Annotated in this window: 27 protein-coding genes and 1 pseudogene; 12 read left to right on the top strand and 16 right to left on the bottom strand. The window is 39.5% G+C overall.

All coding sequences use genetic code 11. The features are described from left to right. Positions 1-82: 82 nt before the first annotated feature. Complete coding sequence (locus LZP46_RS13345; protein WP_236094079.1) at positions 83-1,906, top strand: acyl-CoA dehydrogenase C-terminal domain-containing protein; 1,824 nt, start codon at positions 83-85, stop codon at positions 1,904-1,906. 203 nt (positions 1,907-2,109) lie between these two features. Here the strand turns inward: LZP46_RS13345 and LZP46_RS13350 are convergent, their stop codons facing one another. The 3 genes from LZP46_RS13350 to LZP46_RS16365 all read right to left on the bottom strand — a co-directional run bounded on the left by LZP46_RS13350 (position 2,110) and on the right by LZP46_RS16365 (position 3,826). After that, positions 2,110-2,619: a DinB family protein gene (locus LZP46_RS13350; RefSeq protein ID WP_178318820.1), complete on the bottom strand. Its 510-nt coding sequence runs from the start codon at positions 2,617-2,619 to the stop codon at positions 2,110-2,112. A 67-nt stretch (positions 2,620-2,686) separates the two neighbouring features. Next, positions 2,687-3,565 (bottom strand): IS982-like element ISAba4 family transposase, encoded by an 879-nt coding sequence (locus tag LZP46_RS13355; protein ID WP_178318821.1) that lies wholly within the window; start codon positions 3,563-3,565, stop codon positions 2,687-2,689. 117 nt (positions 3,566-3,682) lie between these two features. Continuing rightward, positions 3,683-3,826, bottom strand: coding sequence for an HpaII family restriction endonuclease (locus LZP46_RS16365; protein ID WP_178318822.1), 144 nt, complete (start codon positions 3,824-3,826; stop codon positions 3,683-3,685). A gap of 41 nt (positions 3,827-3,867) precedes the next feature. Here LZP46_RS16365 and LZP46_RS13365 point away from each other — a divergent pair. Further along, positions 3,868-4,958, top strand: a protein-coding gene (locus LZP46_RS13365) for an IS4-like element ISAba33 family transposase (RefSeq protein WP_236094081.1) whose coding sequence is annotated in 2 segments (ribosomal slippage) — positions 3,868-4,408 and positions 4,408-4,958 — 1,092 coding nt in all. Because the reading frame shifts where the segments join, the coding sequence is not laid out codon by codon here. Here the strand turns inward: LZP46_RS13365 and LZP46_RS13370 are convergent. The 3 genes from LZP46_RS13370 to hemW all read right to left on the bottom strand — a co-directional run bounded on the left by LZP46_RS13370 (position 4,953) and on the right by hemW (position 8,301). Continuing rightward, entirely contained in the window at positions 4,953-5,960 is a 1,008-nt protein-coding gene (locus LZP46_RS13370) for an HpaII family restriction endonuclease (protein ID WP_178319403.1), read from the bottom strand. The genes LZP46_RS13365 and LZP46_RS13370 overlap by 6 nt on opposite strands. Further along, a complete protein-coding gene (locus LZP46_RS13375) occupies positions 5,944-7,053 on the bottom strand; it encodes a DNA cytosine methyltransferase (RefSeq protein WP_004974609.1) in 1,110 nt (369 codons plus the stop codon). The genes LZP46_RS13370 and LZP46_RS13375 overlap by 17 nt, the downstream gene beginning before the upstream one ends. Before the next feature lie 141 nt (positions 7,054-7,194). Next, entirely contained in the window at positions 7,195-8,301 is a 1,107-nt protein-coding gene (gene hemW / locus LZP46_RS13380; RefSeq protein ID WP_070153798.1) for a radical SAM family heme chaperone HemW, read from the bottom strand. A 170-nt stretch (positions 8,302-8,471) separates the two neighbouring features. Here hemW and LZP46_RS13385 point away from each other — a divergent pair, with 170 nt between their 5' ends. The 3 genes from LZP46_RS13385 (at position 8,472) to LZP46_RS13395 (ending at position 11,780) form a co-directional block, all read left to right on the top strand. After that, entirely contained in the window at positions 8,472-8,933 is a 462-nt protein-coding gene (locus LZP46_RS13385) for a DMT family transporter (RefSeq protein ID WP_070153402.1), read from the top strand. Between the two features lie 38 nt (positions 8,934-8,971). Next, positions 8,972-10,336: an MATE family efflux transporter gene (locus LZP46_RS13390; protein WP_329608972.1), complete on the top strand. Its 1,365-nt coding sequence runs from the start codon at positions 8,972-8,974 to the stop codon at positions 10,334-10,336. Positions 10,337-10,481: 145 nt separating this feature from the next. Further along, positions 10,482-11,780, top strand: a complete 1,299-nt coding sequence (locus LZP46_RS13395) for an ABC1 kinase family protein (RefSeq protein ID WP_236094082.1) — start codon at positions 10,482-10,484, stop codon at positions 11,778-11,780. A 158-nt stretch (positions 11,781-11,938) separates the two neighbouring features. Here the strand turns inward: LZP46_RS13395 and LZP46_RS13400 are convergent, their stop codons facing one another. Continuing rightward, a complete protein-coding gene (locus tag LZP46_RS13400) occupies positions 11,939-12,259 on the bottom strand; it encodes a type II toxin-antitoxin system PemK/MazF family toxin (RefSeq protein WP_131260605.1) in 321 nt (106 codons plus the stop codon). Then, positions 12,259-12,540 carry a type II toxin-antitoxin system RelB/DinJ family antitoxin gene (locus LZP46_RS13405; protein WP_136144463.1) on the bottom strand — a complete coding sequence of 94 codons (282 nt, stop codon included), beginning with the start codon at positions 12,538-12,540 and terminating at the stop codon, positions 12,259-12,261. The genes LZP46_RS13400 and LZP46_RS13405 overlap by 1 nt, the downstream gene beginning before the upstream one ends. 278 nt (positions 12,541-12,818) lie before the next feature. Here LZP46_RS13405 and LZP46_RS13410 point away from each other — a divergent pair, with 278 nt between their 5' ends. Continuing rightward, positions 12,819-13,073 carry a type B 50S ribosomal protein L31 gene (locus LZP46_RS13410; RefSeq protein ID WP_019836896.1) on the top strand — a complete coding sequence of 85 codons (255 nt, stop codon included), beginning with the start codon at positions 12,819-12,821 and terminating at the stop codon, positions 13,071-13,073. A gap of 169 nt (positions 13,074-13,242) precedes the next feature. Here LZP46_RS13410 and crcB read toward each other — a convergent pair whose 3' ends face one another. Next, positions 13,243-13,620, bottom strand: coding sequence for a fluoride efflux transporter CrcB (gene crcB, locus LZP46_RS13415; protein ID WP_236094083.1), 378 nt, complete (start codon positions 13,618-13,620; stop codon positions 13,243-13,245). Positions 13,621-13,854: 234 nt separating this feature from the next. Here crcB and LZP46_RS13420 point away from each other — a divergent pair, with 234 nt between their 5' ends. Further along, on the top strand, positions 13,855-14,187 hold the full coding sequence (locus LZP46_RS13420; protein WP_136144551.1) for a HopJ type III effector protein: 333 nt from the start codon (positions 13,855-13,857) through the stop codon (positions 14,185-14,187). 149 nt (positions 14,188-14,336) lie between these two features. Here LZP46_RS13420 and LZP46_RS13425 read toward each other — a convergent pair whose 3' ends face one another. The 3 genes from LZP46_RS13425 to LZP46_RS13435 form a co-directional block, all read right to left on the bottom strand. Next, positions 14,337-14,747, bottom strand: a complete 411-nt coding sequence (locus LZP46_RS13425; protein ID WP_236094084.1) for a protease inhibitor I42 family protein — start codon at positions 14,745-14,747, stop codon at positions 14,337-14,339. Between the two features lie 9 nt (positions 14,748-14,756). Further along, the gene (locus tag LZP46_RS13430) at positions 14,757-15,284 is read right to left on the bottom strand and encodes a hypothetical protein (protein WP_236095223.1); all 528 of its coding nucleotides are present in this window, start codon (positions 15,282-15,284) and stop codon (positions 14,757-14,759) included. 233 nt (positions 15,285-15,517) lie between these two features. Further along, positions 15,518-16,576 (bottom strand): RNA-guided endonuclease InsQ/TnpB family protein, encoded by a 1,059-nt coding sequence (locus LZP46_RS13435; protein WP_236094085.1) that lies wholly within the window; start codon positions 16,574-16,576, stop codon positions 15,518-15,520. A 170-nt stretch (positions 16,577-16,746) separates the two neighbouring features. On the opposite strand from LZP46_RS13435, the gene LZP46_RS13440 reads away from it, so the two are divergent. Beyond that, positions 16,747-17,331 carry a class I SAM-dependent methyltransferase gene (locus LZP46_RS13440; protein ID WP_236095224.1) on the top strand — a complete coding sequence of 195 codons (585 nt, stop codon included), beginning with the start codon at positions 16,747-16,749 and terminating at the stop codon, positions 17,329-17,331. A gap of 133 nt (positions 17,332-17,464) precedes the next feature. On the opposite strand, the gene LZP46_RS13445 is transcribed toward LZP46_RS13440, so the two are convergent. Next, positions 17,465-17,938, bottom strand: coding sequence for a Holliday junction resolvase-like protein (locus LZP46_RS13445; RefSeq protein ID WP_236094086.1), 474 nt, complete (start codon positions 17,936-17,938; stop codon positions 17,465-17,467). A gap of 115 nt (positions 17,939-18,053) precedes the next feature. Here LZP46_RS13445 and LZP46_RS13450 point away from each other — a divergent pair, with 115 nt between their 5' ends. The 4 genes from LZP46_RS13450 to LZP46_RS13465 all read left to right on the top strand — a co-directional run bounded on the left by LZP46_RS13450 (position 18,054) and on the right by LZP46_RS13465 (position 21,286). After that, on the top strand, positions 18,054-18,698 hold the full coding sequence (locus LZP46_RS13450; protein WP_236094087.1) for a ParA family protein: 645 nt from the start codon (positions 18,054-18,056) through the stop codon (positions 18,696-18,698). A 108-nt stretch (positions 18,699-18,806) separates the two neighbouring features. Then, positions 18,807-19,943 (top strand): AI-2E family transporter, encoded by a 1,137-nt coding sequence (locus LZP46_RS13455; RefSeq protein WP_236094088.1) that lies wholly within the window; start codon positions 18,807-18,809, stop codon positions 19,941-19,943. Positions 19,944-20,106: 163 nt separating this feature from the next. After that, positions 20,107-20,649, top strand: coding sequence for a superoxide dismutase [Cu-Zn] SodC (gene sodC, locus LZP46_RS13460; protein ID WP_236094089.1), 543 nt, complete (start codon positions 20,107-20,109; stop codon positions 20,647-20,649). 340 nt (positions 20,650-20,989) lie between these two features. Then, positions 20,990-21,286: a DUF3817 domain-containing protein gene (locus tag LZP46_RS13465; RefSeq protein ID WP_236094090.1), complete on the top strand. Its 297-nt coding sequence runs from the start codon at positions 20,990-20,992 to the stop codon at positions 21,284-21,286. 123 nt (positions 21,287-21,409) lie between these two features. Here the strand turns inward: LZP46_RS13465 and craA are convergent, their stop codons facing one another. From craA to LZP46_RS13480, 3 genes and pseudogenes are all read right to left on the bottom strand, one after another. Next, positions 21,410-22,639 (bottom strand): chloramphenicol efflux MFS transporter CraA, encoded by a 1,230-nt coding sequence (gene craA / locus LZP46_RS13470; RefSeq protein WP_236094091.1) that lies wholly within the window; start codon positions 22,637-22,639, stop codon positions 21,410-21,412. A 181-nt stretch (positions 22,640-22,820) separates the two neighbouring features. Continuing rightward, a pseudogene (locus LZP46_RS13475) lies at positions 22,821-22,930 on the bottom strand (pirin family protein); the annotation flags it as partial. Between the two features lie 174 nt (positions 22,931-23,104). After that, positions 23,105-23,476: a hypothetical protein gene (locus LZP46_RS13480; protein WP_236094092.1), complete on the bottom strand. Its 372-nt coding sequence runs from the start codon at positions 23,474-23,476 to the stop codon at positions 23,105-23,107. Positions 23,477-23,579 lie beyond the last annotated feature (103 nt).

Below are 23,579 nucleotides of genomic sequence, written 5' to 3' on the forward strand. Positions count from 1 at the left end.
CAATGTTTTTTAATCATGAGTGTGAATAATCAACATATCGATACAGATAATCCAAAACTATTTCTAAATTAGGATTAAGACTATGCCAGCGTATAAAGCCCCATTACACGATATTCGTTTCTTAATGAACGAAGTGCTTGATTACCCAACCCACTACAAAAATCTTTCTAACGGTGAACTTGCGGACGCAGATACAGTTGATATGATTTTGGAAGGTGCAGCAGATTTCTGTGAAAATGTACTTTCTCCCCTTAATCAATCAGGCGATGAAGAAGGCTGTCATTTTGAAAATGGCAATGTGACCACACCTAAAGGCTTTAAAGAAGCTTATGACCAATTTGTGCAAGGTGGTTGGCAAGGTCTGTCTTATCCTGAGCAATACGGCGGTCAAAACTTGCCAATGTCGCTGAACCTTATTAAATCTGAAATGATGGGTACTGCAAACTGGTCTTTCCAAATGTATCCGGGTTTAAGCATAGGTTGTATCAATACCATTATGCAATTTGGTACAGAAGCGCAAAAAGATACCTATTTACCACACTTGGTTGCAGGTACTTGGTCAGGCACTATGTGTTTGACTGAACCACAGTGCGGCACCGACTTAGGTCAGGTAAAAACCAAAGCAGAACCGCAAGCCGATGGCACCTATGCGATTTCAGGCACCAAAATCTTTATTTCTGCAGGCGAGCATGACCTGACTGAAAACATCATTCATATTGTGTTAGCACGTCTTCCAGAAGCACCGGAAGGTACGAAAGGTATTTCATTATTTATCGTACCGAAATTCCTGCCAACCGTAGAAGGTACGGTGGGTGAACGCAATCCTGTAACCTGTGGTTCTATTGAACACAAAATGGGGATCCGAGCGTCTGCAACTGCGGTCCTGAACTTTGACAATGCCGTTGGTTATTTGATTGGTGAACCAAACAAAGGCTTACATGCCATGTTTACCTTTATGAATACTGCACGTATTGGTACGGCAATTCAGGGGATTTGCCATGCAGAATTGGCGTTCCAAGGTGCATTGCCGTATGCCAAAGAACGCATGTCGATGCGTGCCCTTTCAGGTAAAAAAGACCCTGAAAAAGTAGCCGATGCCATTATTCACCATGCCGATGTGCGTCGTATGCTATTAACGCAAAAAGCCGTAGCAGAAGGTGGTCGTGCCATGATTTATCATGCTGCACAACTGGCTGACAAAATGAACGACGCTTTAATGCGTGGTGATACTGCTGCTTTTGAAGCACATGATGACCATTTAGGTTTCTATACTCCAATCTTAAAAGGCTTCTTAACTGAGTTGGGTTATGAAGCTGCCAACCACGGCATGCAAGTGTACGGCGGTCATGGCTATATTAAAGAATGGGGCATGGAGCAAATTGTACGTGATTCACGTATTTCTACCCTCTATGAAGGTACAACTGGCGTTCAGGCGCTCGACTTGATTGGTCGTAAAGTGTTATTAAGCTCTAAGGGTAAAGTGATTCGTGACTACACCGCTGAAATTTTGAAATTCTGTGGTCAACACGCACGTAACAAATACATGCGTCGTTTTGCATGGGACTTAACCAAGCTATGTGCTCAATGGAACGCATTAACCGTGCGCATTATGTTGGCAGCTCGTAAAGACCGTGACATCGTATCCAGTGCTTCTGTAGATTTCTTGATGTTCTCTGGTTATGTCATGATGGCTTATTTCTGGGCGCAACAAGCGGCTGTGGCTTCGACCAAATTGGCAGAAGGCAATGGTCAGGAAACACCTGAGTTCTATAAAGCCAAAATCAAAGTTGCAGATTTCTACTTTGAGCGTTTATTGCCACGTACCCAAGGTCATGCAGAAGCCATGATCAACCCATCTAAAACCATGACTGCATTAGCACCAGAACATTTTAGTTTTGATTACTAAAATATTCTAAGCAAATGTAAACCAAAAGAGCGCGTAATGCGCTCTTTTGGTGTTTACTTCAGAAAGTCAGTACTCGAATCTACACATCAATTAAAATTACTTTTAATGCGCTGTTGGAAAACCATGAAATACCCACTGAATCAGATATAAAATCAGAAAAATTAAAATCACTAGACATAAAATTTCTAATCGTTTCATTCAATTTACTTCTTAGTCTGGTCTTCTAGCAACATATAAATTAAATCCAGCTCAGGACAGACATATCCCATTGCGGTTAAAGCCGCGGTAATTTGCCCACGATGATGAGTTGCATGATTAAACACATGCATTAGGGTTGCAGCATAGGGTAAGTGCATCGCCACATCAGTTGATGTTTTATAGTGCAGCTCTTGATGAAAAACTTTCTCATACACCTGATTTAAAAAATAAATCCAGTTTTCAGCCTTCTTTTCAAGTTGCTCAACAAGCTGTGTTCTGTTGGTTTCCACAGTACTATCTAATGGCAAAATTGGTGAGTGGTGCAAAGCAAAACGTGGAAACCACAAATGATGCTCTCCAACCAACAAATGATTCAGAGTGCCAAAAATACTTTTAAAATATAAGCCCTGATCCAAAAAAAAATCATCATCTGAAACCAATAGCAAAGTCTGATTTAGTTTTTGAGTTGCCCAAAGATTATAGCGGGCAAGTAACTCAAACGTTTTTAAATCCATTTAAAATTATCCTATTTGAGTTTTATTATGAAAATTGAATCAAAAGTTCAAACTATATTAACCCCAGTTACGGATAAGCCAAAGATTTAATCACATGAATTTTAGGCTTATTCTTTTGGCAAAGTTGATACGCACATAGTGAAGAAAATACGCCTGCTAAAAAACCAGCAATCGAACGATGTTTACTCGTAACTAAGTGATATTTTTCTTTCAATAATCCTATCAATGTTTCAATTTTTTTACGTTGTCGTAGATGAAATTCATCAGAAAATGGCAATAAGGTCACTCTCATATTTTTTCTTGGATAAGTAATTAAATCAATGCCTTGCTCTTGAAGTGTTTCTTTCAATGGTTGGCTAATGTAGCCTCTATCACCATAGACCGTTGCTGATAAGCCATTCACTAAATCCTCAACTTTTTTAAGATCAGCAATATGTCCGTTTGATAAATCTGAATTTACAATTTCACCCTCTTGATTCATCAGCAAGTGTAATTTGCAACCATAAAACCAGCCCATCGTACTTTTACCACGAGAAGCAATCTCATCTAAAGCATGATGACCTTTAGGGATTCTTTTATTTTTACAAACAGGTAAAGGTGTTGAATCAATCCATAAATATGAACTTTCATCTTTTTGGCTCAACGCATAAAGCAAAGCATGAATAGCAAGTTGGTGCTGATTGATGAGGGGAATCAGGTTTTTATAACAAGGCAAGTCTTTAAAGAGTTTGCTTTCAAACTGACAAAGCAAGTTAAAAAACATCTTAAAATTATGTACTTGAGATTTTTTATAGTAGATGGAGATAGCCACAATTTCTGATAAAGATAGCGTTGCTTGTCTGATACGTTGACGTTTGTTTTCTTGCTTGAGAAATTGCCAATAGATGGGTTCAAATTTTTTGAAAAAATCATCAACAATACAAAAAATTTCTGTAAAATCGTACATGGTAGTTAGAGCCTTTGGGTTGTGTCGTAACTTTCTAAATGGCTCTAACTACCTTTTTTTCAAGGGCTTTTCTTATCCGTAATTCGGGTTATATTAAGATAAAAGATATATTTTTAATCATTTAAAGCGAATTTGTAGATTTAAAGACAGATACAATTTATTGTCCTTTAGAAATAATTGACCAAAATCATGCTTGGTTTTACTTGCCATCTCAAACTTTGTATTATTGTACTTTGTACACGACAAAAAAAGATAACTCATTGAAATAATGGCATAATACTTGTTTTCTAACGACGAATATGATGACACATTTCAATGAGTTACATCTCATCTTAAACAAATATCTAAAGTGGAACAAGTCACATGCAAAATGTTTTACACTGATTATGCTTGCATTAATTGTAAAACAGACATGTAATCTTTCTTCTGCATCTAAAGCCTTACCCATCAAGTGCTTACCACAATCATTTTATCGACGTATACAACGCTTCTTTGCAGATCAGTATTTCGATTATCGTCAAATTTCTCAGTTAATTTTCAATATATTTTCATTCGATAAAGTCCAATTAACTTTGGATAGAACCAATTGGAAATGGGGAAAACGAGATATCAATATCTTGATGTTAGCCATCGTCTATCGTGGAATAGCGATACCTATTGTTTGGACATTGCTCAATAAACGTGGAAATTCAGATACAAAAGAGCGTATTGCTTTGATTCAACGCTTTATCTCCATTTTTGGTAAAGATCGTATTGTGAATGTGTTTGCAGACAGAGAATTTATCGGTGAGAAATGGTTTACATGGTTAATTGAAAATGACATTAACTTCTGTATACGTGTTAAAAAAACTTTATTGTGACCAATCACTTAGCCAAGAATCATAAAATTAGTGATTTATTTCGTCATCTTCAAGTTGGTCAAACTGAATGTCGTAAACGACGTATTTGGGTTGGTCGAGTGAAACTGTATATTAGTGCGCTACGATTAGAAGATGGAGAACTTTTACTTGTTGTTTCTCCTATGTTTAATGCTTCTGCTATTCGTGATTATGCATTACGCTGGGAAATCGAAACGTTATTTAGTTGTCTCAAAGGACGAGGATTCAATCTTGAAAATACTCGTTTAACAGACCCTGGACGAGTCAAGAAATTGATAGCAGTGCTAGCTATCGGTTTCTGTTGGTGCTATTTAACAGGTGAATGGCAACATGATCGGAAAAAAGCGATAAAAATAAAGAAGCATGGACGACTTTCAGTAAGTTTATTTCGCTACGGTTTGGACTATGTTCAAATGGCTATTCTACGTTTGATTGGTTTTGGAAAAAAAGAAGAATTTAAGAAAGTGCTAGCAATTTTAAGAAAGAAAAAGCCTGATAGGACAAGGATCCTATGAAATTTGTCGTGTACAGAGATTATTGTATAAATACTCTTCAAATTCATGGCGATGATACAGATGATAGCAAATGATCTCGCCATCTTCTTTAATTACTAAATATCCACCTGTAGAATCAATTTCGTTACCTGTCCAAACTGTACCAGGCATCATTCCAATTGCTATTTCACACAATAATTTTTTAATTTTAAACTGATAAAAAGGATGCTGATGTTCAAAAGAATATTTCATTGGATTTTCATAAGAAATTTCATTAAAAATATCTTTAACTGAATTAAGAGTTGATGTGTAATATTTAAATATAGCTTCTGCCATAATTTTTGGTAGTAAACTATCCAACAAAATTAAATTATTCTCAAATACAGCATTATTTAAATGGGAAAATTTAATATCGGCTCCCAACATTTTTAAATGTGCTATACGAGATTTAATAATTGGTTGTGGCAATGCAAGCTGATTAAAATCTTCAATCTCTTTTTCGGTTAGGCAAATATTTTTTATTTCAAAAATAAAATTTGTTGTCTTTCCTGCATTTAACAATGTGGATGGTTTACCTAATTTTGACTTTATGCTAAATCCCAATTCAGGCATTGTTCCAATTTTTGCATCATAAATTACGATTCTAATATCACTTTTCGCACTAGATTTTGCTTTAATCTTATTTGATTGGTATCTGGATATAAAGTTTTCCACATCTAGAATAGTAAATGATGCCGTTTGCTTTTTCTGTAATTCTGCCAGCAAAAACTGAGTAATATCTCTGAGTTCCTGTAATGGTATCTGAAAAACATCTTCACCCCGCAAAATCTCTACTATACCCTCTGATTTATGCGGTACATAAGTGAATAAATGATAATGTTCTTGACGTAAAATTCTAATTACAGGATAAATTAAATTATTTATTTTATTTAAGTTTTCATCACCCGCACTTAACTCCCCATCACATAGTAATTTAAAAAGGGCATAGAGTTCACTCCATTCCCCCTTATTTGCTGTAATCATACTCACCAATCTTCAATGCTTTTAATATTTCTTTTGCAGTTGCCTGTATCGCTGGAATAGCAACAGAATTTCCAAATTGTTTATAGGCTGAGGCATCTGAAACCACGATTTTGAAATGATCTGGAAACCCCTGCAACCGTGCCCATTCTCTTGGCGTCATTTTCCGAATACCTTTCCGATTTACCTCTCCTTTAATTCTAGTAGTTGGAGTAAAGTCTGTAATTCTATGATCTATAACTAAATTACGCTCTCTCCCCATTCCACCTACAACTATGGCATTGGCAATTGCGTGATCTGGAATAATAGCGTAACCAAAACCATTTCCTTTATTTTCATGTCGAGCTTTATGCTTTTCCAAGGTATCTAAATACTGTGTAGATAAGTAATATTTAGTAGGTACAACCTGAGTTTCCTTTATATCGGCAAAACAGGTTTTTTTATTTAATGGTTGTGGATAAGAGAAATTTTGAATTCCAGTATCTTTATGGAAGCCTACAATAAAAATTCGCTCTCTATTTTGGGGAACACCAAAATCTTTAGCATTTATAATTTGAGGCTCAGCAACGTAGTAACCTAAATCATCTCTTAATGTTTTTAAAATAGTTTTAAGTGTATTTCCCTTATCATGACTAATTAAGCCTTTAACATTTTCTAAAAAGAAAGCTTTAGGTTGTTTCCGTTTTATAATATCCGCAACGTCAAAAAATAGCGTACCGCGTGTATCTTCAAATCCAGATCTTTTACCTGCAATTGAAAAAGCCTGACAAGGGAAGCCTCCACATAAAATATCGAAATGATCAGGTATCGCATTTTTAGTAGACTCTAAAGTGATATCACCATAAGGCGTTTCACCAAAATTGACGGAATATGTTTTTTGGGCATATAGGTCTATTTCTGATGAAAATACGCACTCGCCACCAAGATTTTGTAACGCTAGCCGAAATCCACCAATTCCTGCGAATAGGTCAATAAATTTAAATTTACTTGGGTATTCTGGATAAAAAGGGATTGATTCAAAGAGGGAAAGGTTTTCCTCTTTGTTTACCACTAATTCACCATGAGCCTTTAAAACTTTTGGACTAGTAGAGTTCATCTCAAACCTTCAAGGCGATACAATAACAAAGCCATTACAATAACAAAATTTACCTTAAATAGCATGCAGTGCAAGACACAAGCTGTCGCTCTAGCACAATATTCGATAAGCGTTAGGACAGATGCCTGAGCTGAACTCAAATCACAAAAATGCTTCCAACACCGAATTTAAAAACACATGCCCTTGCGCGGTACATGCCAATCGCTTCGGATCATCCTGCAACAATTGCCGCTGACGCAATGTATTTAAAATATCCTGCAAATCTTCCAAATTTAAACCTGTACGGGCAGCATACAAGTTTGCCTCAACCCCATCATTCAGGCGCAGTGCATTCATCATAAATTCAAATGGCAACTCATCTTCTGTAATTGCTTTAAACTGCAAGTTTTCCGCAGGTACTTTGGCTAAGTAATCTTTCGGCAAACGGGTTTTTTGGAAGCGATACACACCATCAGGCAAAGTCACTTTACCATGTGCCCCCGCACCAATCGCCAAATAATCGCCAAACTGCCAATAATTTAAATTATGTGCAGACGGCAACTCTTTACGCCATGCAGACACTTCATAATTCACAAAACCTTGCGCAGTTAAATAGGCTTCACCCTGCGCTTGAATTTCTTCCAAGACATCATCTACAGGTAAAATTGGCTGAGTGCGGAAAAATACGGTATTAGGCTCAATGGTCAATTGATACCATGAAATATGCGTTGCACCATGTTCCACTGCCAGTTTTAAATCCTGCAGTGCTTGCTGCAAAGTCTGTTCAGGCAAGCCATGCATTAAATCGACATTAATTCGCTGAAAGCCCGCTTCACGCGCCAAGCCAATTGCGGCAATCGCATCATCATTAGAATGAATACGCCCTAATTTTTTTAAATGCTCAGTATTAAAACTCTGCACGCCAATCGACAAACGGTTAATGCCTGCAGCCAAATAATCTGCAAAGGGATCATGCTCCACTGTACCTGGATTGGCTTCTAACGTAATTTCGCAGTCATCTTCAAAAGCCAGCACGGCTTTCAGTTGTGTAAATAACCATTGATAACCCTGTGCTGAAATCAGCGAAGGTGTACCACCGCCAATAAAGACACTGTGGATTTTTCGACCCTGCGCAAACTGGGTCTGGGTTTTAAAATCTTCCAGCAAAGCCTGTAGATATTCTTGCTCTAAATCTAAACTCAATTTACCTTCAGGCACAGCATGTGAATTAAAATCACAATACGGACACTTACGCACGCACCACGGCATGTGAATATATAAAGATAAAGGAATATCAATGGGATGAAGTGGGTTCAAAGACAGGCTCAATGCAAAATCAAAACAGTGATACAGATTTTAACATGACTACAGCAAGACACCGATGTATTGCCTAGAATTTGCTTTAGACTAGGGTGTATTGAATAAGAAAAAATGTGAAAATGATGAAGATATCCAGCCAATTACTCTTAATTTTGCCACTGGCGATGGGCATCGGGATTGCAATGGCATTTCAAACTGCAATCAACAGCCAATTACGTGAATATTTATATTCTCCGCTACAAGCTGCCCTTTTCTCTTTTTTGGTTGGTACAATAGTTTTAGCCATACTGGTATTTTTTCAACAAGTCGAGAAACCCAACCTCAGCACCTTGCTCAACATTCCTTGGTATTTATGGATTGGCGGATGTTTAGGGGTTTATGCCATCAGCATGAGTATTTATAGTGCTCCAAAACTAAGTTTGCTTACTTTGTCTGGGGTGATTATTTTTGGACAAATGGTCACCTCAATGCTGATTGATCATTTTGGGTTCCTGGGCACTGAGAAAGTTGCTATCAACTGGCAACGTCTTTTAGGTAGCGTGGTGATTTTTATTGGTGTGCTTCTCACTTTACAACGCTAATACCCAAACGCTAAGCACCTCAGGCATTGAGATTTTTTGTGTCAAATATACATTCTGTGACCACGACCCGTTTTGAATTAAAACAGCTTTTTCAACTGATGATTCCAATTTTGGTCACACAATTTGCGCAAGCAGGTTTAGGTCTAATTGATACCATTATGGCAGGTCACATGTCTGCCACAGACTTAGCTGCTATTGCTGTTGGGGTTGGTTTATGGATGCCCATTATGCTGCTGTTCAGTGGCATTATGATTGCCACCACACCCCTAGTCGCAGAAGCCAAAGGCGCACGTACCCCAAAAAAAATTGCCACCATCGCCCGTCAATCTTTATGGATTGCATTTATTTTAGGCGTGATTGCAGGACTGATTTTACAGCTCATGCCTGCACTATTGCCATTATTTGGTGTGCCTGAAAATTTACAGCCCAAAGCAGGCTTATTTTTACATGCCATCGGTTTTGGGATGCCTGCCGTGACTATGTATGCCGCTTTGCGCGGTTATTCAGAAGCACTGGGCTATCCACGCCCTGTGACTGTGATTAGTCTGTTGGCATTGGCTTTATTGGTTCCACTGAACTTTATGTTTATGTATGGTTGGGGGCCTCTGCCTGAACTGGGCAGTGCGGGTTGTGGTTTTGCCACCGCGATTTTGCAATGGTTAATGTTTATAACTTTGGCATTTTATATTTTTAAAAGTCGCGCCTATCAAAGCACACAGATTTTTAGCCAATGGGAAGCGATTGATGCGGTCTGGATTAAACGTATTTTGCTGTTAGGACTGCCAATTGGTTTAGCCATTTTCTTTGAAGTGAGTATTTTTAGTACTGCCGCTATTGTGATTAGCCCTTTGGGAGAAACCAAACTGGCAGCCCATCAAATTGCCATGTCGGTCACATCTCAGTTATTTATGATTCCCATGTCTTTAGCAATTGCTCTGACCATTCGTATTGGCACCTATTATGGCGAACAAAATATTCATGCCATGCGTAAAGTACAAGGCTTGGGCTTTGTAACTGCAACTGTATTTGCCTTTTCCACAATGACACTGATGTGGTTTTTCCGTCCTGAAATCATTTCAATTTACACTCGTGACCCGCAAGTGACGCAAGTGACGATGTCTTTATTAATATTTGCGATTGCCTATCAACTCATGGATGCCTGGCAAATCAGCGCAGCGGGTTGTTTGCGTGGCATGCAAGACACGCAAGGCCCAATGTGGATTACCATGCTCGCTTATTGGGTTGTAGCCTTTCCCATTGGTGTGTATTTAACCCGTTACAGCAGTATGGGCGCTGCAGGGGTTTGGGTCGGACTGATTGTCGGTTTAAGCATTGCCTGCGTGTTACTTCTGACTCGTTTATATTTCAATAATCAGCGACTAGAACGCCAGTTTTCAGCATAAACCTCAGCCTACTCACCCGCATGCTGAAAGACGTTTTTGCACGTGGGTCTTGTGATCAAAAAATACTTTAACAATTAAAAGTAGGCATTTTGCTCACGAACACTTATGATCAAAAGATAGTAAAGATGATCTTGAGGAACATCGCATGGCAAAAACGGCGCGCACACCCGGTCGTCGCTTTATGAAACTTGCGAGCATGACAGCAAGTATTGCAACCAAAACGGTAACGAACTCGATTAAAAACATCACCGCAGATGAAGAACAAAAAAATGCGGCTCGCAGCCAATTGTTTCAAGATATTGGCATCCAAATTGCTGATACCTTAGGCGAAATGAAAGGTGCGGTGATGAAAGTCGGGCAAATTGCCTCGCAATATAAAGATATTTTTCCGCCTGAAGTTGCAAAAGCCATCAGTAAATTACAGCGCCAAGCACCTGCCATGCCTTTTGCTGAAATTAAGGCACAAGTTGAAAAAGAACTCGGTAAACCGCTCGACAAAATTTTTAAACACTTTGATGAAACTCCGTTTGCAGCCGCATCTATTGGGCAAGTGCATAAAGCCATTTTACCCAATGGCGAGCAAGTGGTGGTCAAAGTGCAATATCCTGGGGTCGATGAAGCCTGCGAAAGTGACCTGAAACAAGTCCGTTTGGCACTGCGTTTAATGGGTGTACTTAAAATAGACCGTAAATTACAAGACCGTCTATTTCAGGAAATTCAGGAAAGTTTAGACAATGAGCTGAATTACCAGATTGAGGCACAAAACCTAGAAGTAGCGCGTACGTTTCATGCGGCTTTGGATGATAAAATTATTATCCCGCAAGTGTTTAAAGACTATTCATCACGGCATATCCTCACATTGAGCTTAGAGCAAGGTGAAAGTATTGAAACGGCAAGCACATGGCCACAGGGTATCCGTAATACTTTGGGACGACGTTTATTGCGTGCCATGGGCCAAGAAATCTTTTATTTAAAACGCTTTCATTGCGATCCGCATCCGGGCAACTTTGCGTTTCGCCAAGATGGTTCTGTGGTGATTTATGATTACGGCGGCGTCAAAACTTTGTCGAATGATGTAGTTCATCATTTTAGACAACTGATTCATGCTGCACGTGCGCAAGATATTGCCGCAATTGAACAGCATTTAGACGCACTACAGGCCATTTCTGCATTGGGCAAATTCCCTGAAGATTTATATTTGCAATGGTTAGAAGTGCTGATGCGTCCACTCACCACACATTATGATTTTGCTGAAAATTCTGCGCATCATGATGGTGTTGAGTTGGTCAAAATTTCACTGAAATATTGGGATGTGTTTAAGCCTTCTCCCGATACATTAATGGTGAATCGTACCGTTTCAGGACATTATTGGAATTTAATTCATTTAAAAGTACATGATAATTTAAATGATATTTTTGAAGAACTGGTTCCACCACGAGCTTAGACTCAGCTTTGGACTCAGCAAAGGATGCTGAAAATAAAACTCAATCTGTTTTATGCTCCGTAACTAAAATTATAATCCAGACAAAAAATCCTCCCAAATGTAGGAGAATTTTTTGTTATCTAAACCGATTCATTCAAGTTGAAACGATGAAATTCAAATTATTGAATTTCAAGGTGTTTGATTAAGCATTCCAGATCATCGGCAGACAGTTGTCCAATATAAGTGAGTTGTGTTTTTTGGATAGGCAGCTGATATGTTTGTACTGTATCAATCCACGATGGCTTTTTTAAACCAGCCTGTTGCCAGTTTTTAATTTCCACATATTTGCTTTTAATAAAAGCAGACTTATTTTCGTACTGACTACTTAAACGGAATACAACATAGTCGGTGTCCGTTTGGCGAATATACAACACAGGTCTGGTCTTACCCTCGGCAATATCTGTAAAGCCAACATAAGCCCAATAGAGTTGTTGGGTCATTAGTAGCCGCCATCATCTTCTAAAAAAGCAGCAGTATCCGCAGCGCTAGACACTTTTACACTAGGAACATTATGGCTCATAGCGATTAATCTTGCTGTATTCAAATCCTCGTCACTCACTTGAGTCGTGACAGGTATTTTTCCAGTTCGTGCAATTTCAGCGTAAACCATGCTCATTACAGTGGCAGGCGTCAGACCAACTTTTGTCATAATGTATTCTGCCGATTCCATAATTGCCTGATCAACCGTGTATTGAACCCGTTTTTTTACCAATGTTGTCATCATCTACTCCATACATACCACTGAATGCCATTTTATGCCTTAAAATGGCATGGGTCAAACTTGTTCTTACGATGCCTTTTCACTTCCAATAGAAAAAATTATTTAATCTGTGCAGACACTATTCCCTCAATGACAGCCCTTATACAACAGGTTTAAAAAGGGATTGGATAATTTTTGATGTAAAACTCACTAGAAAGAATGCATGTGGGTTTTATTTGCTAAATCAATTGTTATGTTATAACATTTCACAAATTGCACACTTAGTTTGGAGAAATCTCATGCGTCCGAATATCCACCCTGAATATCGTGAAGTTTTATTCCACGACACCAACGCCAATGCCTATTTTGTGATTGGCAGCACCTTACAAAGCAGCCAAACCAAAGAGTACGAGGGCAAAGTTTATCCTTATGTGACTTTGGATATTTCAAGCGCATCGCATCCGTTCTACACAGGCGAGCAACGTCAAACTAGTAATGAAGGACGTGTTGCGAGCTTCAACAAACGCTTTGCACGTTTCAAACGCAAAGCTTGAGTTTTATTGCAAAATCTCACAAACACTTCATATTCAGTTAAGTTTTCTGTTTTATATTTTAAAAATAGCAAGATTGCTCATCGAAACGATGGGATATCCTCTATCTTCAAAGCCCAAGCACTCTCCTCCAGCTTGGGCTTCTTTTTATCTGAAAAGCAAATATAAGCAGTTAATGTTTTAAAAACTGTTGAATTACATAAAAACCCAATCCCAGAAACATCACGCCTAAAACCACACTAGAAAGCGCATAACTAAACGCCATCCCCTGCTGTCCATGTCTTAAGAGTTGCCAAGTTTCCAAACCAAAACTAGAAAAAGTGGTAAAGCCACCTAAAACACCCACCATCAGTAATAAGCGGGCTTCCTGCTGTAACACAGGATATTTTTGACTCAATGCAAAAAATACACCTGCCAAAAAGCAGCCAAACAGATTGACCGACCACGTTGCCCATGGAAAATGCTGTGCCGATTTAAATAAATACAAGCTTGCGGCATAACGTAAACTTGCCCCCAATGCACCACCAATTGCCACCAATAGCCAATTCATCTGTTCTACTGTCCTTTTTGCGGCTATGTCGTGTATTTCTCACAGCCATAATTTTTAGTCACATGTGATCTCTCTCTGTATTTCAAGATATTCTTGCCCGAAGCATCTATATCTTTGCTCAGATTTTACATCTTCCTAAATAACATAAGTTAAATACACGAAAAAGTTTTCCACTCAAAACCAAATTGCGCTAGTCTGCATATTATTTCAATTTAGGCACATGTGGAGGATGTCATGGCAAAAGAATTATTGGCTCAAGTTGAGGCAGGCAGTGCAACATTTGCCGATGTGATTGCATTCATTGAAGCACACTATAACCACACCCCAACCGCATTTAAAAATGGACAACAAAACAATGCGGCCACTGAAAATCAGGGCAGCGCCAAAGTGTTTTCTTTTGCTCAGTTAAAAGGTTTAGATCAGGCACAAACCCTCAGTTTGTTTGCAGAACACTATGCCTCGGTACGTGCAAACCCGACAAGCAGTGACCACCAAAATATTCGCCAGTTTATGCAACATGGTTGGGATGGCATCCAATTTGAAGGACAAGCACTCAGCGCCAAATAATTTTTAGTATTTTAGTTTTAAATTTAGATAGGAAAGCAGTGCGATACTGATTATAAACAGCCTCACACGGCTTTTTATTTTAAGAAAATTATAGATTTTTTGCTGCTAAATCTCACAACAATTCAAGCTGTTTAGCATAATCAAACATATCAAGAAATACGCACCCGACATTGCCATTCTTGTATTGCGGTTTTTTCCCATGCACGGGCATGTTTCACGTGGAGCAATTCCTGACCAGCCTTGACTGCCTGAAAATAAAATATTTTTTGTCCACCTTGCCCTACTTGAGCAGAAGATGAAGCTTCAGCAGTATGATAAATACTTTCTACATCAAATAGCTTCAGTGACTCTACCAAACTCCATTGATAGCCTGTACTTGGGTTTTCATTCAGTTGTAATTCTAAAGTTTGTCCGACATCCATCTCTAACAATGCGGGACATTGCTGCTGCGCTGTAAATTTAAAAGTTTGCCCATCAATGCTTGAATTCATACGTGTGCATGCGCTTAAGCCCAATGCCACAAGACATCTACTCAAACCCATGCGCAAATAGCAATTCATCACCCTGTCCTAACTTTTAACCTTTTCAATCCACTGAATCGAGCTAACGCGAAACACTTCGCAAGCACCATCACCCGTATCGGTTGGTGTAAGAGAGGACGTCCAAACCAAGTCCTGATCTTTCACTTCGACCAACTCACCTTTTAAACGCACCAAATCACCACGTTTTACTTTTTGAATGTCTTTGGCAATTTTTGGGTTAGCAGGAATGATGTGCATATTAGATACCATTTGCATGGCTTGTTCAGCAGGCACAGGTAAACGGTCTATTTTCCAGTTTAAATAGCGGTCATATTGATTGACTGTGATATGACGGGCAATTTCAGGCTCAGCAAACAAGCCCCAACTTACCGCATAATCAATCGGAGAAAATTTGGCTTGGGCATCATCTTGATAGACTTTTGAACCCAAAATCCGAAAGTCACCTTTAAAGGGTTGCAACACTTCAATCGACTGACTTTTCAATACAGGAGGCAGACCTTTGGCAATATTACGCTCGACTGAGGCATAGACAGAACATGGCGAAGCCAGAGTCATTAACAATGCCGTGAGTTTTAGCGAAATATGTGTGTTCATTCTAAAGTCTACCTAACAAATTCATCTATCTATATTTATCTTAATCACAGATCATGAATACAATAGTTGAAATTGGTAACAAAATGCATTCATTCGCTTAATCTGGCATGACCAAAAACCTGTAATTTCAGCTAAGCTTAGGGTCATAAAATCCATAATCAGATCCGCACATGCTCTTTGACATCCTCCCCGACCTAAAGGACGGAGATTCCTACTGCTAGACGCTCATGTCCGAGCGCAAGAATATTCAGTGCGGAATTTACATCCCGATCATGGAGCGTACCGCACTCCACACACTGCCACTCTCTTATTCCTAAACCTGCTCTACCTTTCGGACTACTAGAGCGTGAGCCACAGCACGAACAAATTTGGGTGGTATAGGCTTCATTGACTTCTTCATAACATACCCCTGCGTTCTCGCATTTATACTTGAGCATGGTTCTTAGTGTTGTCCAACTGGCATCTAGCACAGACTTGGCTAGTTTGGTCTGCGCTAATGCTTTGGCATTCACATTGCCAACGAAGATGGCTGCATGTTCATTCACCAGTTTTCGGCTGAATTGATGCAGCATGTTTTGTCTTACATTTTTAATCTTGGCATGGATGGCTTTGACACGTTTCTTATTTTTTGCACGTTGAGCAATACCAAGTTTTTGTTCATATTGCCGATAGATTTGAGGTGCTTTAAGTTTTACGCCATCTGAACAAGTCGCTAAATCTTTTAAACCTAAATCTATGCCAATTGAGGTTTTAGCGTTGTTTTTTTCTATTTTGACTGCATCAACTACAAGACAAACATACCAACGTCCACGACTATCTTCTACGAATGTGCCTGTTTTGATATTGTATTGACTTAATCCGTAACTATCCCATAGTTTAAATTGATGCTTGCCATATTGAACATAGCCATCAGCATATTTGATTGCAACCTTTTTAAACGGTATCCAACCCAGTGAACGTCTAGCTGATTTTTTATTACTGACACGCCATTTTAGTTTTGCTTTTTTGAACTGCTTGCGTCTTGTGACCAATTCTTCTGTCACTGCCTGAATAGTTTGACTGTGCAAGTTGCATTCTTTCGATGTGCCTTTCGTGTATTTTGCAAGGTCGTATGCTGAAAAGAATTGTTGTTTACGTTGTAGATGCTTAAAACACAAATCATTGACATAATTCCAGACAAAATTTACTTCAGATGCTAACTGATTTAGCACCTTGCAATGTTTGTCTTTTATGCGTAATTTGAGTGTCTTCATCCAATTATTTTAACAGTATTTTTCTTAATAGTGACTATAGTACAAGTATTTAAAAAGACATTTCGTGTCGTTCATATGATTTACTCCAGTCGCTTATATCCTCGTGCTGAACCACGAGGTTTTACGCTCCAGTGGATAAATTTTATCAAAAACATATTTTTCCGCACTTGATGAATCAGGTCATGCAAACCCCATCCTTAATGGATTTACGTCGTGAGCTTTTATTGAGCGTAGCGGGTGAGGTTTTGGAAATTGGCTTTGGCACAGGTTTAAATTTACCTTTTTATCAAAGTGTAGATACCGTGTATGCCTTAGAACCCAATGCAGCAATTTTCCAATTGGCGCAGCAACGAATTGATGCCGCACCGTTCGTGGTTGAGCACATTACCGCAAGTGCAGAACAACTGCCTTTTGCAAATGATCAATTGCATCATGTGGTGTCCACGTGGACCTTGTGCAGTATTCCAGACCTAGAACAAAGCCTACGAGAGATTTATCGCGTCTTGCAACCAGGCGGTACTTTGCACCTCGTAGAACACGTTTTAAATCGACAAAATTTGAATGTTCAGCGTTTACAACATCTGCTCACGCCTCTTCAAAAAAAAGTTGCAGATGGCTGTCACTTAAACCGTGACATTGAAAATACCCTACTGGAAACAGGTTTTGAATTGGGTGAAGTCCGCTATATTGATGCTGCAGGTATCCCCAGACTTGCACAGCGCATGTTATTGGCGCGAGTACATAAACCTAAATGATAAATTGAAGTCATCACTTTAAAATCTAAATGCGAAGACTTTGCTTCAATAGCTAAAGCCAATTATGCCTCTTACATTACCATGCACCCCACAAAGATGACGTCATGTCACGTTGTTGCAGCGTGAATGATGTTTAATCATCATCTTGAAAATCAATCCGAATGGTTTCAAAACGCAGTCTGCCCTGCTGAATGGCCTGAGCGATTGCTTGCTGACCTTTAGTCAAACGCGCACCGCCACTTTTAATATCAATCAAGACAATTGCAATATCTTCGGCACGCCCATCGCCATCACGATAATCGGTATAGCCATCGAATACGATATAATCAACAGGATCACCTAAAAATTTTGCATCACTCGGTAAATACTGAAACTCGGGCATAATCGGTGCCAATTGCTCTGCCATTTTGCCTTTCAGCACCGCACGACTGGTATTCACACTGCGCTTTTGTGCCTGCAATAACGCCTGCTGATGCGCCAGTTCAATTTCTGCAATATATTGTTCGTACTCGGCTTTAATCCGTCCATTGCGGCTATTACTTAATATTAAGGTGGTCAGCACCACGCCGATACAGGCACCCATCAGCATTGCCATCCAGATTGACATAAAACCTTCCTAAACCTTTTTTGCAGAACTCGATACGACTTTTGTCAACTGTCATATTCCGAGCACAAAACAATGATATGCTAGGGATGAGCAGATTAAAATCGATTCGAGGGTCATGAAAACTATATTAATTGCCAACCAAAAAGGTGGCTGTGGAAAAACCATTACGGCTATTAGTTTAGCATCTGCGCTTGCACAAAAAGGCTATAAAGTTGCTTTGGCGGATGCCGACAACCAAAAATCTGCACTGCAATGGTTAAAACAACGACCAGAAACAGCCGCTCCAATTCAAAGTTTAGATTGGCGTCATGAAAAGTCGATTGGCGATGCACCCAAAAACATTGAATATTTAATTATTGATGCACCTGGTGCGTTATCGGGTGAGCATGCCGAGCAATTGATCAGTGAAGCACATGCCATTATCACGCCACTACAACCTTCATTTTTTGACATTGACTCCACCCGTCGCTTTTTAAAGCATTTACAAGATATTAAGCGCATTCGCAAAGGCAAGGTACAAATTTTATTGTTGGCCAACCGTGTTAAACCCAACTCTGCCAGCTCTAAAGATATTCAGGACTTTTTCCAGAAAATTGAACAACAACCTGTGGCTTGGATTTCAGAACGTGCCGCTTACGGACAATTGGCCATGCAGGGTCTCAGTATTTTTGATAAAACCCAAAAAACTTATTTACAGATGCAAAACCAATGGCAACCTGTATTAAACACCATTGTAGATGACCCTGCTCAATGGTTTTAATGCATAGAATCACCACAGTTTAGAATTTATTCACCAGAACTTACCAAGCTCTCGTTTTCGGGAGCTTTTTTTTCAGTTAATATGGCAGATGACCTTAGGAATGTTTCAGTGAATTCAGTGCAACAATACGCGCCAACATTACAAAAAATTTTATTGTTTGGACTGTTTTTTGTCCTGATTTTTTTGAGTTTTCACATCCTCAAATACTTCATTGTTCCTGTTGTTTGGGCAGCGATTATTGCCTACATGAGTTGGCCACTGTATCAATCTGTGCTGCGTCTATGTGGTCAGCGACCTACGCTCAGTGCAGCCCTAATGATGCTGATGGTCACTTTGGTGGTGGGAATTCCACTCACCTTTGCCATTTTTATTCTGCAACATGAAGGTCGTAATTTATATTACGAATTACAAAAACAGGTCTTTTCTGGGCACTTAAATGTCCCTGATTTCATTCGCAATTTACCCATTATTGGTAAAGAAGTAACGCGTACCCTTAAAGAAATTAATCATGATCCCAACAGCATTGTGCAATCCATTTCCTTATGGATTCAGGGACATTTAAATTACGGCAAAGTGGTGATTAATGAAGTTAGCAAAAACCTGATCAAACTGGGTTTTGCCCTGTTATCGCTATTCTTTTTCTACCGCGATGGTCACACCATTTTGCATCAAGTCAGCAAGGCTTTAGAAATGGTGATTGGGCCACGTATTCATCACTATTTAGATACTATTTCTGAAACCACACGTGCTGTGGTTTATGGCGTTGGTCTTACTGCAATTGCGCAGGCTTTACTCGCAGGCGTAAGTTATTTTGTGGCCGATGTACCTAATCCGATGGTGCTAACCATTGTGACTTTCTTATTTGCGCTGATTCCGTTTGGCCCACCTTTAGCTTATGGTTCGGTGTCGCTGTGGTTATTTAGCCAAGGGCATACGATGGAAGCGATTGGAGTCATGGCATGGGGTGTATGTGTGGTCAGCACTGCCGATAACGTGATTCGTCCTTTGGTGATTTCGGGCGCCACTCAAATTCCATTCCTGTTAATCATGTTTGGAGTTTTAGGTGGAATTGCCAGTTTTGGTCTAATTGGTCTATTTATTGGCCCTGTGATTTTGGCCGTGTTACTGGCCATTTGGCGTGAATGGTTGCATGAAAATAACAATGAAGCTTTAATGTTGCCCAAAGCCACGCTTGCGCATGATCTCCCTGAAGACGATTCATCATCCAATTCAAAGCTTGATTAAGCTGTTTTACTGATCATATTGTTCACATGGCTGTGTTGATCTGAATAAATCAGCTCAACACAGTACATACATACTACTACGCAAACGTTGTATTGTAACGGAGCTAACTTTGCTTCAATCAAGACATCCCTAAATATCATGCACAACAAACAGGATGTCTTTTATGCGCTCAATACTCAAATTTGCCAGTCTTGCTGCTTTTAGTGGCCTAGTACTCATGGGTTGCAGCACCACCGCGACCACACAACAAAAATCTAAAATCTTAAAAATGCATGCTGTTTCAGCACAAGGGATTGGCAAGGAATTAGGTACGGTTGAACTGCGTGACAGTGCAGCAGGCTTAGTCATTCACACCCAACTCCAACAACTCCCTGCAGGGGAACGAGGTTTTCATATCCATGAAAAAGGTTCATGTGCAGCAGCAGAAAAAGATGGAAAAATGGTTGCTGCTTTGGCAGCGGGCGGACATTATAACCCCAAAAATGTCACGCATCATGGTACACCGCTGACAGGACATTTAGGAGACTTACCGGCTTTAAGTGTTGCAAACGACGGAACAGCCAAAGTGACCGTGATTGCACCCCGTTTAACATTGGCACAAGTTGAAGGATTGGCCTTGATGATTCATGCAGGCGGTGATAACTATGCCGACCATCCAAAACCATTGGGCGGCGGCGGTGAGCGAATTGCCTGTGGGATTATTTAAGCGAGCATGATGCATTTTCAATAAAACATTTATTACCAATTGTGGATAAGTTAAGGGTTATACACACGCCTTTCTACTTATCCGCAAAAAGTAAAATTTATCTTTTTGAGGATTATTCTCAAACTACACTCAATGCAGCTCTTCTTGCTTTATATCGGTCGTATTTCATAACCACACTTACTCGTTTTTGAATAACTTGCTACTAACTTGCACAAAATTAGCTCAATTTTGCAGCCATCGTATCTAGTTCATCAATGTGCAGAGCTCGCAACAGCTCGTCTTTGCGATTGTTACTATTTGCGCTACACTGCTGTTTTATCGACATGTAAAAGATTTGGGCATGAACATTAAAACATTACGTTGGGTTGGGTTCCTAGAAGGTATTTCATTCTTATTGTTGTTATTTATTGCTATGCCCATGAAATATATGTTCGATAACCCAATTTTAGTGAAATATGTAGGTATGGGACACGGCGTATTGTTTATCGAATTTTTAGTGGTGCTTTTTGTGGTTTGCGAAAAACAAAAATGGTCTCTTAAAATATTTATTTTGGGCTTAATTGCTTCAATTTTACCTTTTGGCCCGTTTATTTTTGATGCTAAATTGAAAAAGATGGAACAACCAGTACAAGCTTAATCTGCAAGTCCTTTTCAGCTTTCGTCACATTACACATTTTCTGAAATTTAATTTATAAATCAAATGTTTGCAAGGTGATGCCACATCGCCTTGTTTTATGATGCAGCTGAAAAATTTAAACCCTTAAAACTGCCCTGCAGCAACTCGCTCCTGCATCACCTGTTTAAGCATCATGCGTGGCAAACTAAACCACAGCGTTATCAGCACCAAACAAGCCAAACTATACGCCCAAATATCAAACCGCATATATAAAACACGCACCAGTTCAATCACAATAAAAAAGCAGAGCATCAATAGCATTGAAACACTAGCAGCAACAGTACCTTTAGACACTTCCGATGACATTAAGGCGAAACGGTATAAGACTGAGAAGCTCATTCCCTCACCAAAACTGATCAGGCTCATACCAATCACTAAACACCAAACAAAATAGCTTTGCCAAATTGCCCCCAATACGATCAGCACACTACCCAACAACATTAAAGGTAAACCAATCAAGACTGTTTTTCCTAAAGGTAAACGGTCTATGACTTTCATCAGTACCAGATTGCCTAAAATCAAACCACCCAAAACAGGAAACTGCGCCAAACCGTATTGCAGACTACTAAAGCCTAACTCTTCTACCAACATCACAGGAGATAACGCAATCCACAACATTAAAGGCATGCTCAATAAGGGCAGCGCGAATGTCAAACCTAAGAATCTGGTATTTTGAAAAACTTGTTTAAAATCATCCCATACATCTCGAAATGGAGGTTTGGGAATACGCTGCTGATTTTCAGGCATTTTGGCTTTCAGTCCAAACCAACTCAAAAATGCCAACAGTGCTATGCCGATAAAACCCCAATGCCAAGAAACATGCTCAATCATAAATGCACCTAAGACTGGGCCGAGCAAGGGAGCAAGTAAAGACACGTTCGCCATGAGCGCCATGACTTTAATTGCATCACGTTCTGCAAAGTTTTCCTGAATAGCCGCATAACCAACTGCACTAATGACTGACAAACCAAAACCTTGAAAAAAACGAAGAACAAGGAAGCTTTCAATATTCTGAGTCAATAAGATCAATAAACAGGTTAGGGTAAAAAATGCCACGCCGCCCAATAATACTTTTTTGCGTCCCAAACGGTCAGAGAGTGGCCCCAATAACCACGCCACACAAGCACCGCCAAGCAAATAAAATGACATGGACGAAGCTGCCCATGCACTACTGACACCAAAATCTTGTGTGATGGCCAACATTGCGGGTTGAACCAAGTCATTGCCAATATAAACCGCGAACTCAAACAAGACCAAAGCCAAGGGAAACATGAGTGTGGCACGTTGAATGGTATTTTTTTGCTGCTGTGGCATGAGTTGTAAAGGACTAAACGATGCAAGTCAGCCACGTTTAGCCCATAAAAATAGAAATTTGAACTGCAGTTTAACAGAGTTGAATGGCAAATTTGTGGCGCTTTTTTTAAGCCCGTTAAATAAATTGCGGCACTTGATGTGACATCAGACCAAGTTAGGCATCACCTCCTTCAGCGGGTTAAGGCGATACCGTATTGCCCAATTGATAATATGAAAATACCGAAAGTACAGGATAAAACTACCCACGGCAATGAGGCGATCATTACAGTGTAGAAATGCTAGCGTTTTGATGGATATGCTGCGCTCACACATTTTTGACTAGAATGAAGTCATCCTAAATAAAAGCTGTGGATAAGAAGAGTATTATCCACAGACGCTTTGTTGTATTTTTAGAACAACGTTCAAATTCCATTACAGTCCAATTGTCTGGGTTCAGATGCGGACTCACCTAAGCCCTACAGCAATTTAAGGACATTTTTTTCTTTGGAAAGTCTTGGTATTTTTACCCCGTGCGCATAAGTAATCGGTTTGCACATCGCCCTGCTGCCATTGTCCATTTATATTTTTAAAGTGATAAATGCTGCGAATTGAGCGCACCGAATCATCCATTAAGCCTGTTTCGGTAATTTTCACTTCAGCCGCGGTTGGTGCTTCGACACGGTTAAAGTATTGACGAATCTCTACGGTAGCCAATTCTTTACGCAAATCTGGACGTTGTTTGAGTATTTGCGCCAAAGGTGTTTCTGCAGGCGTTACTTGTGAAATAATGTTTTGCGTGGTCGCACAACCTGACAACAACGCAACACCCAATGCGGAAACCGTGATTAAACGCAACATAACTCCTCCAAAATATTGATTATTAATTATGCTTCCATGATGCCCTGTTAGCGCAAAAACGCTAGCATAGAAATGTAAAATTAAAACAGCGGCATAAAAAAAC

It is taken from the genome of Acinetobacter sp. SCLZS86, from assembly GCF_021560715.1.
Taxonomy (GTDB): Bacteria; Pseudomonadota; Gammaproteobacteria; order Pseudomonadales; family Moraxellaceae; genus Acinetobacter; species Acinetobacter towneri_A.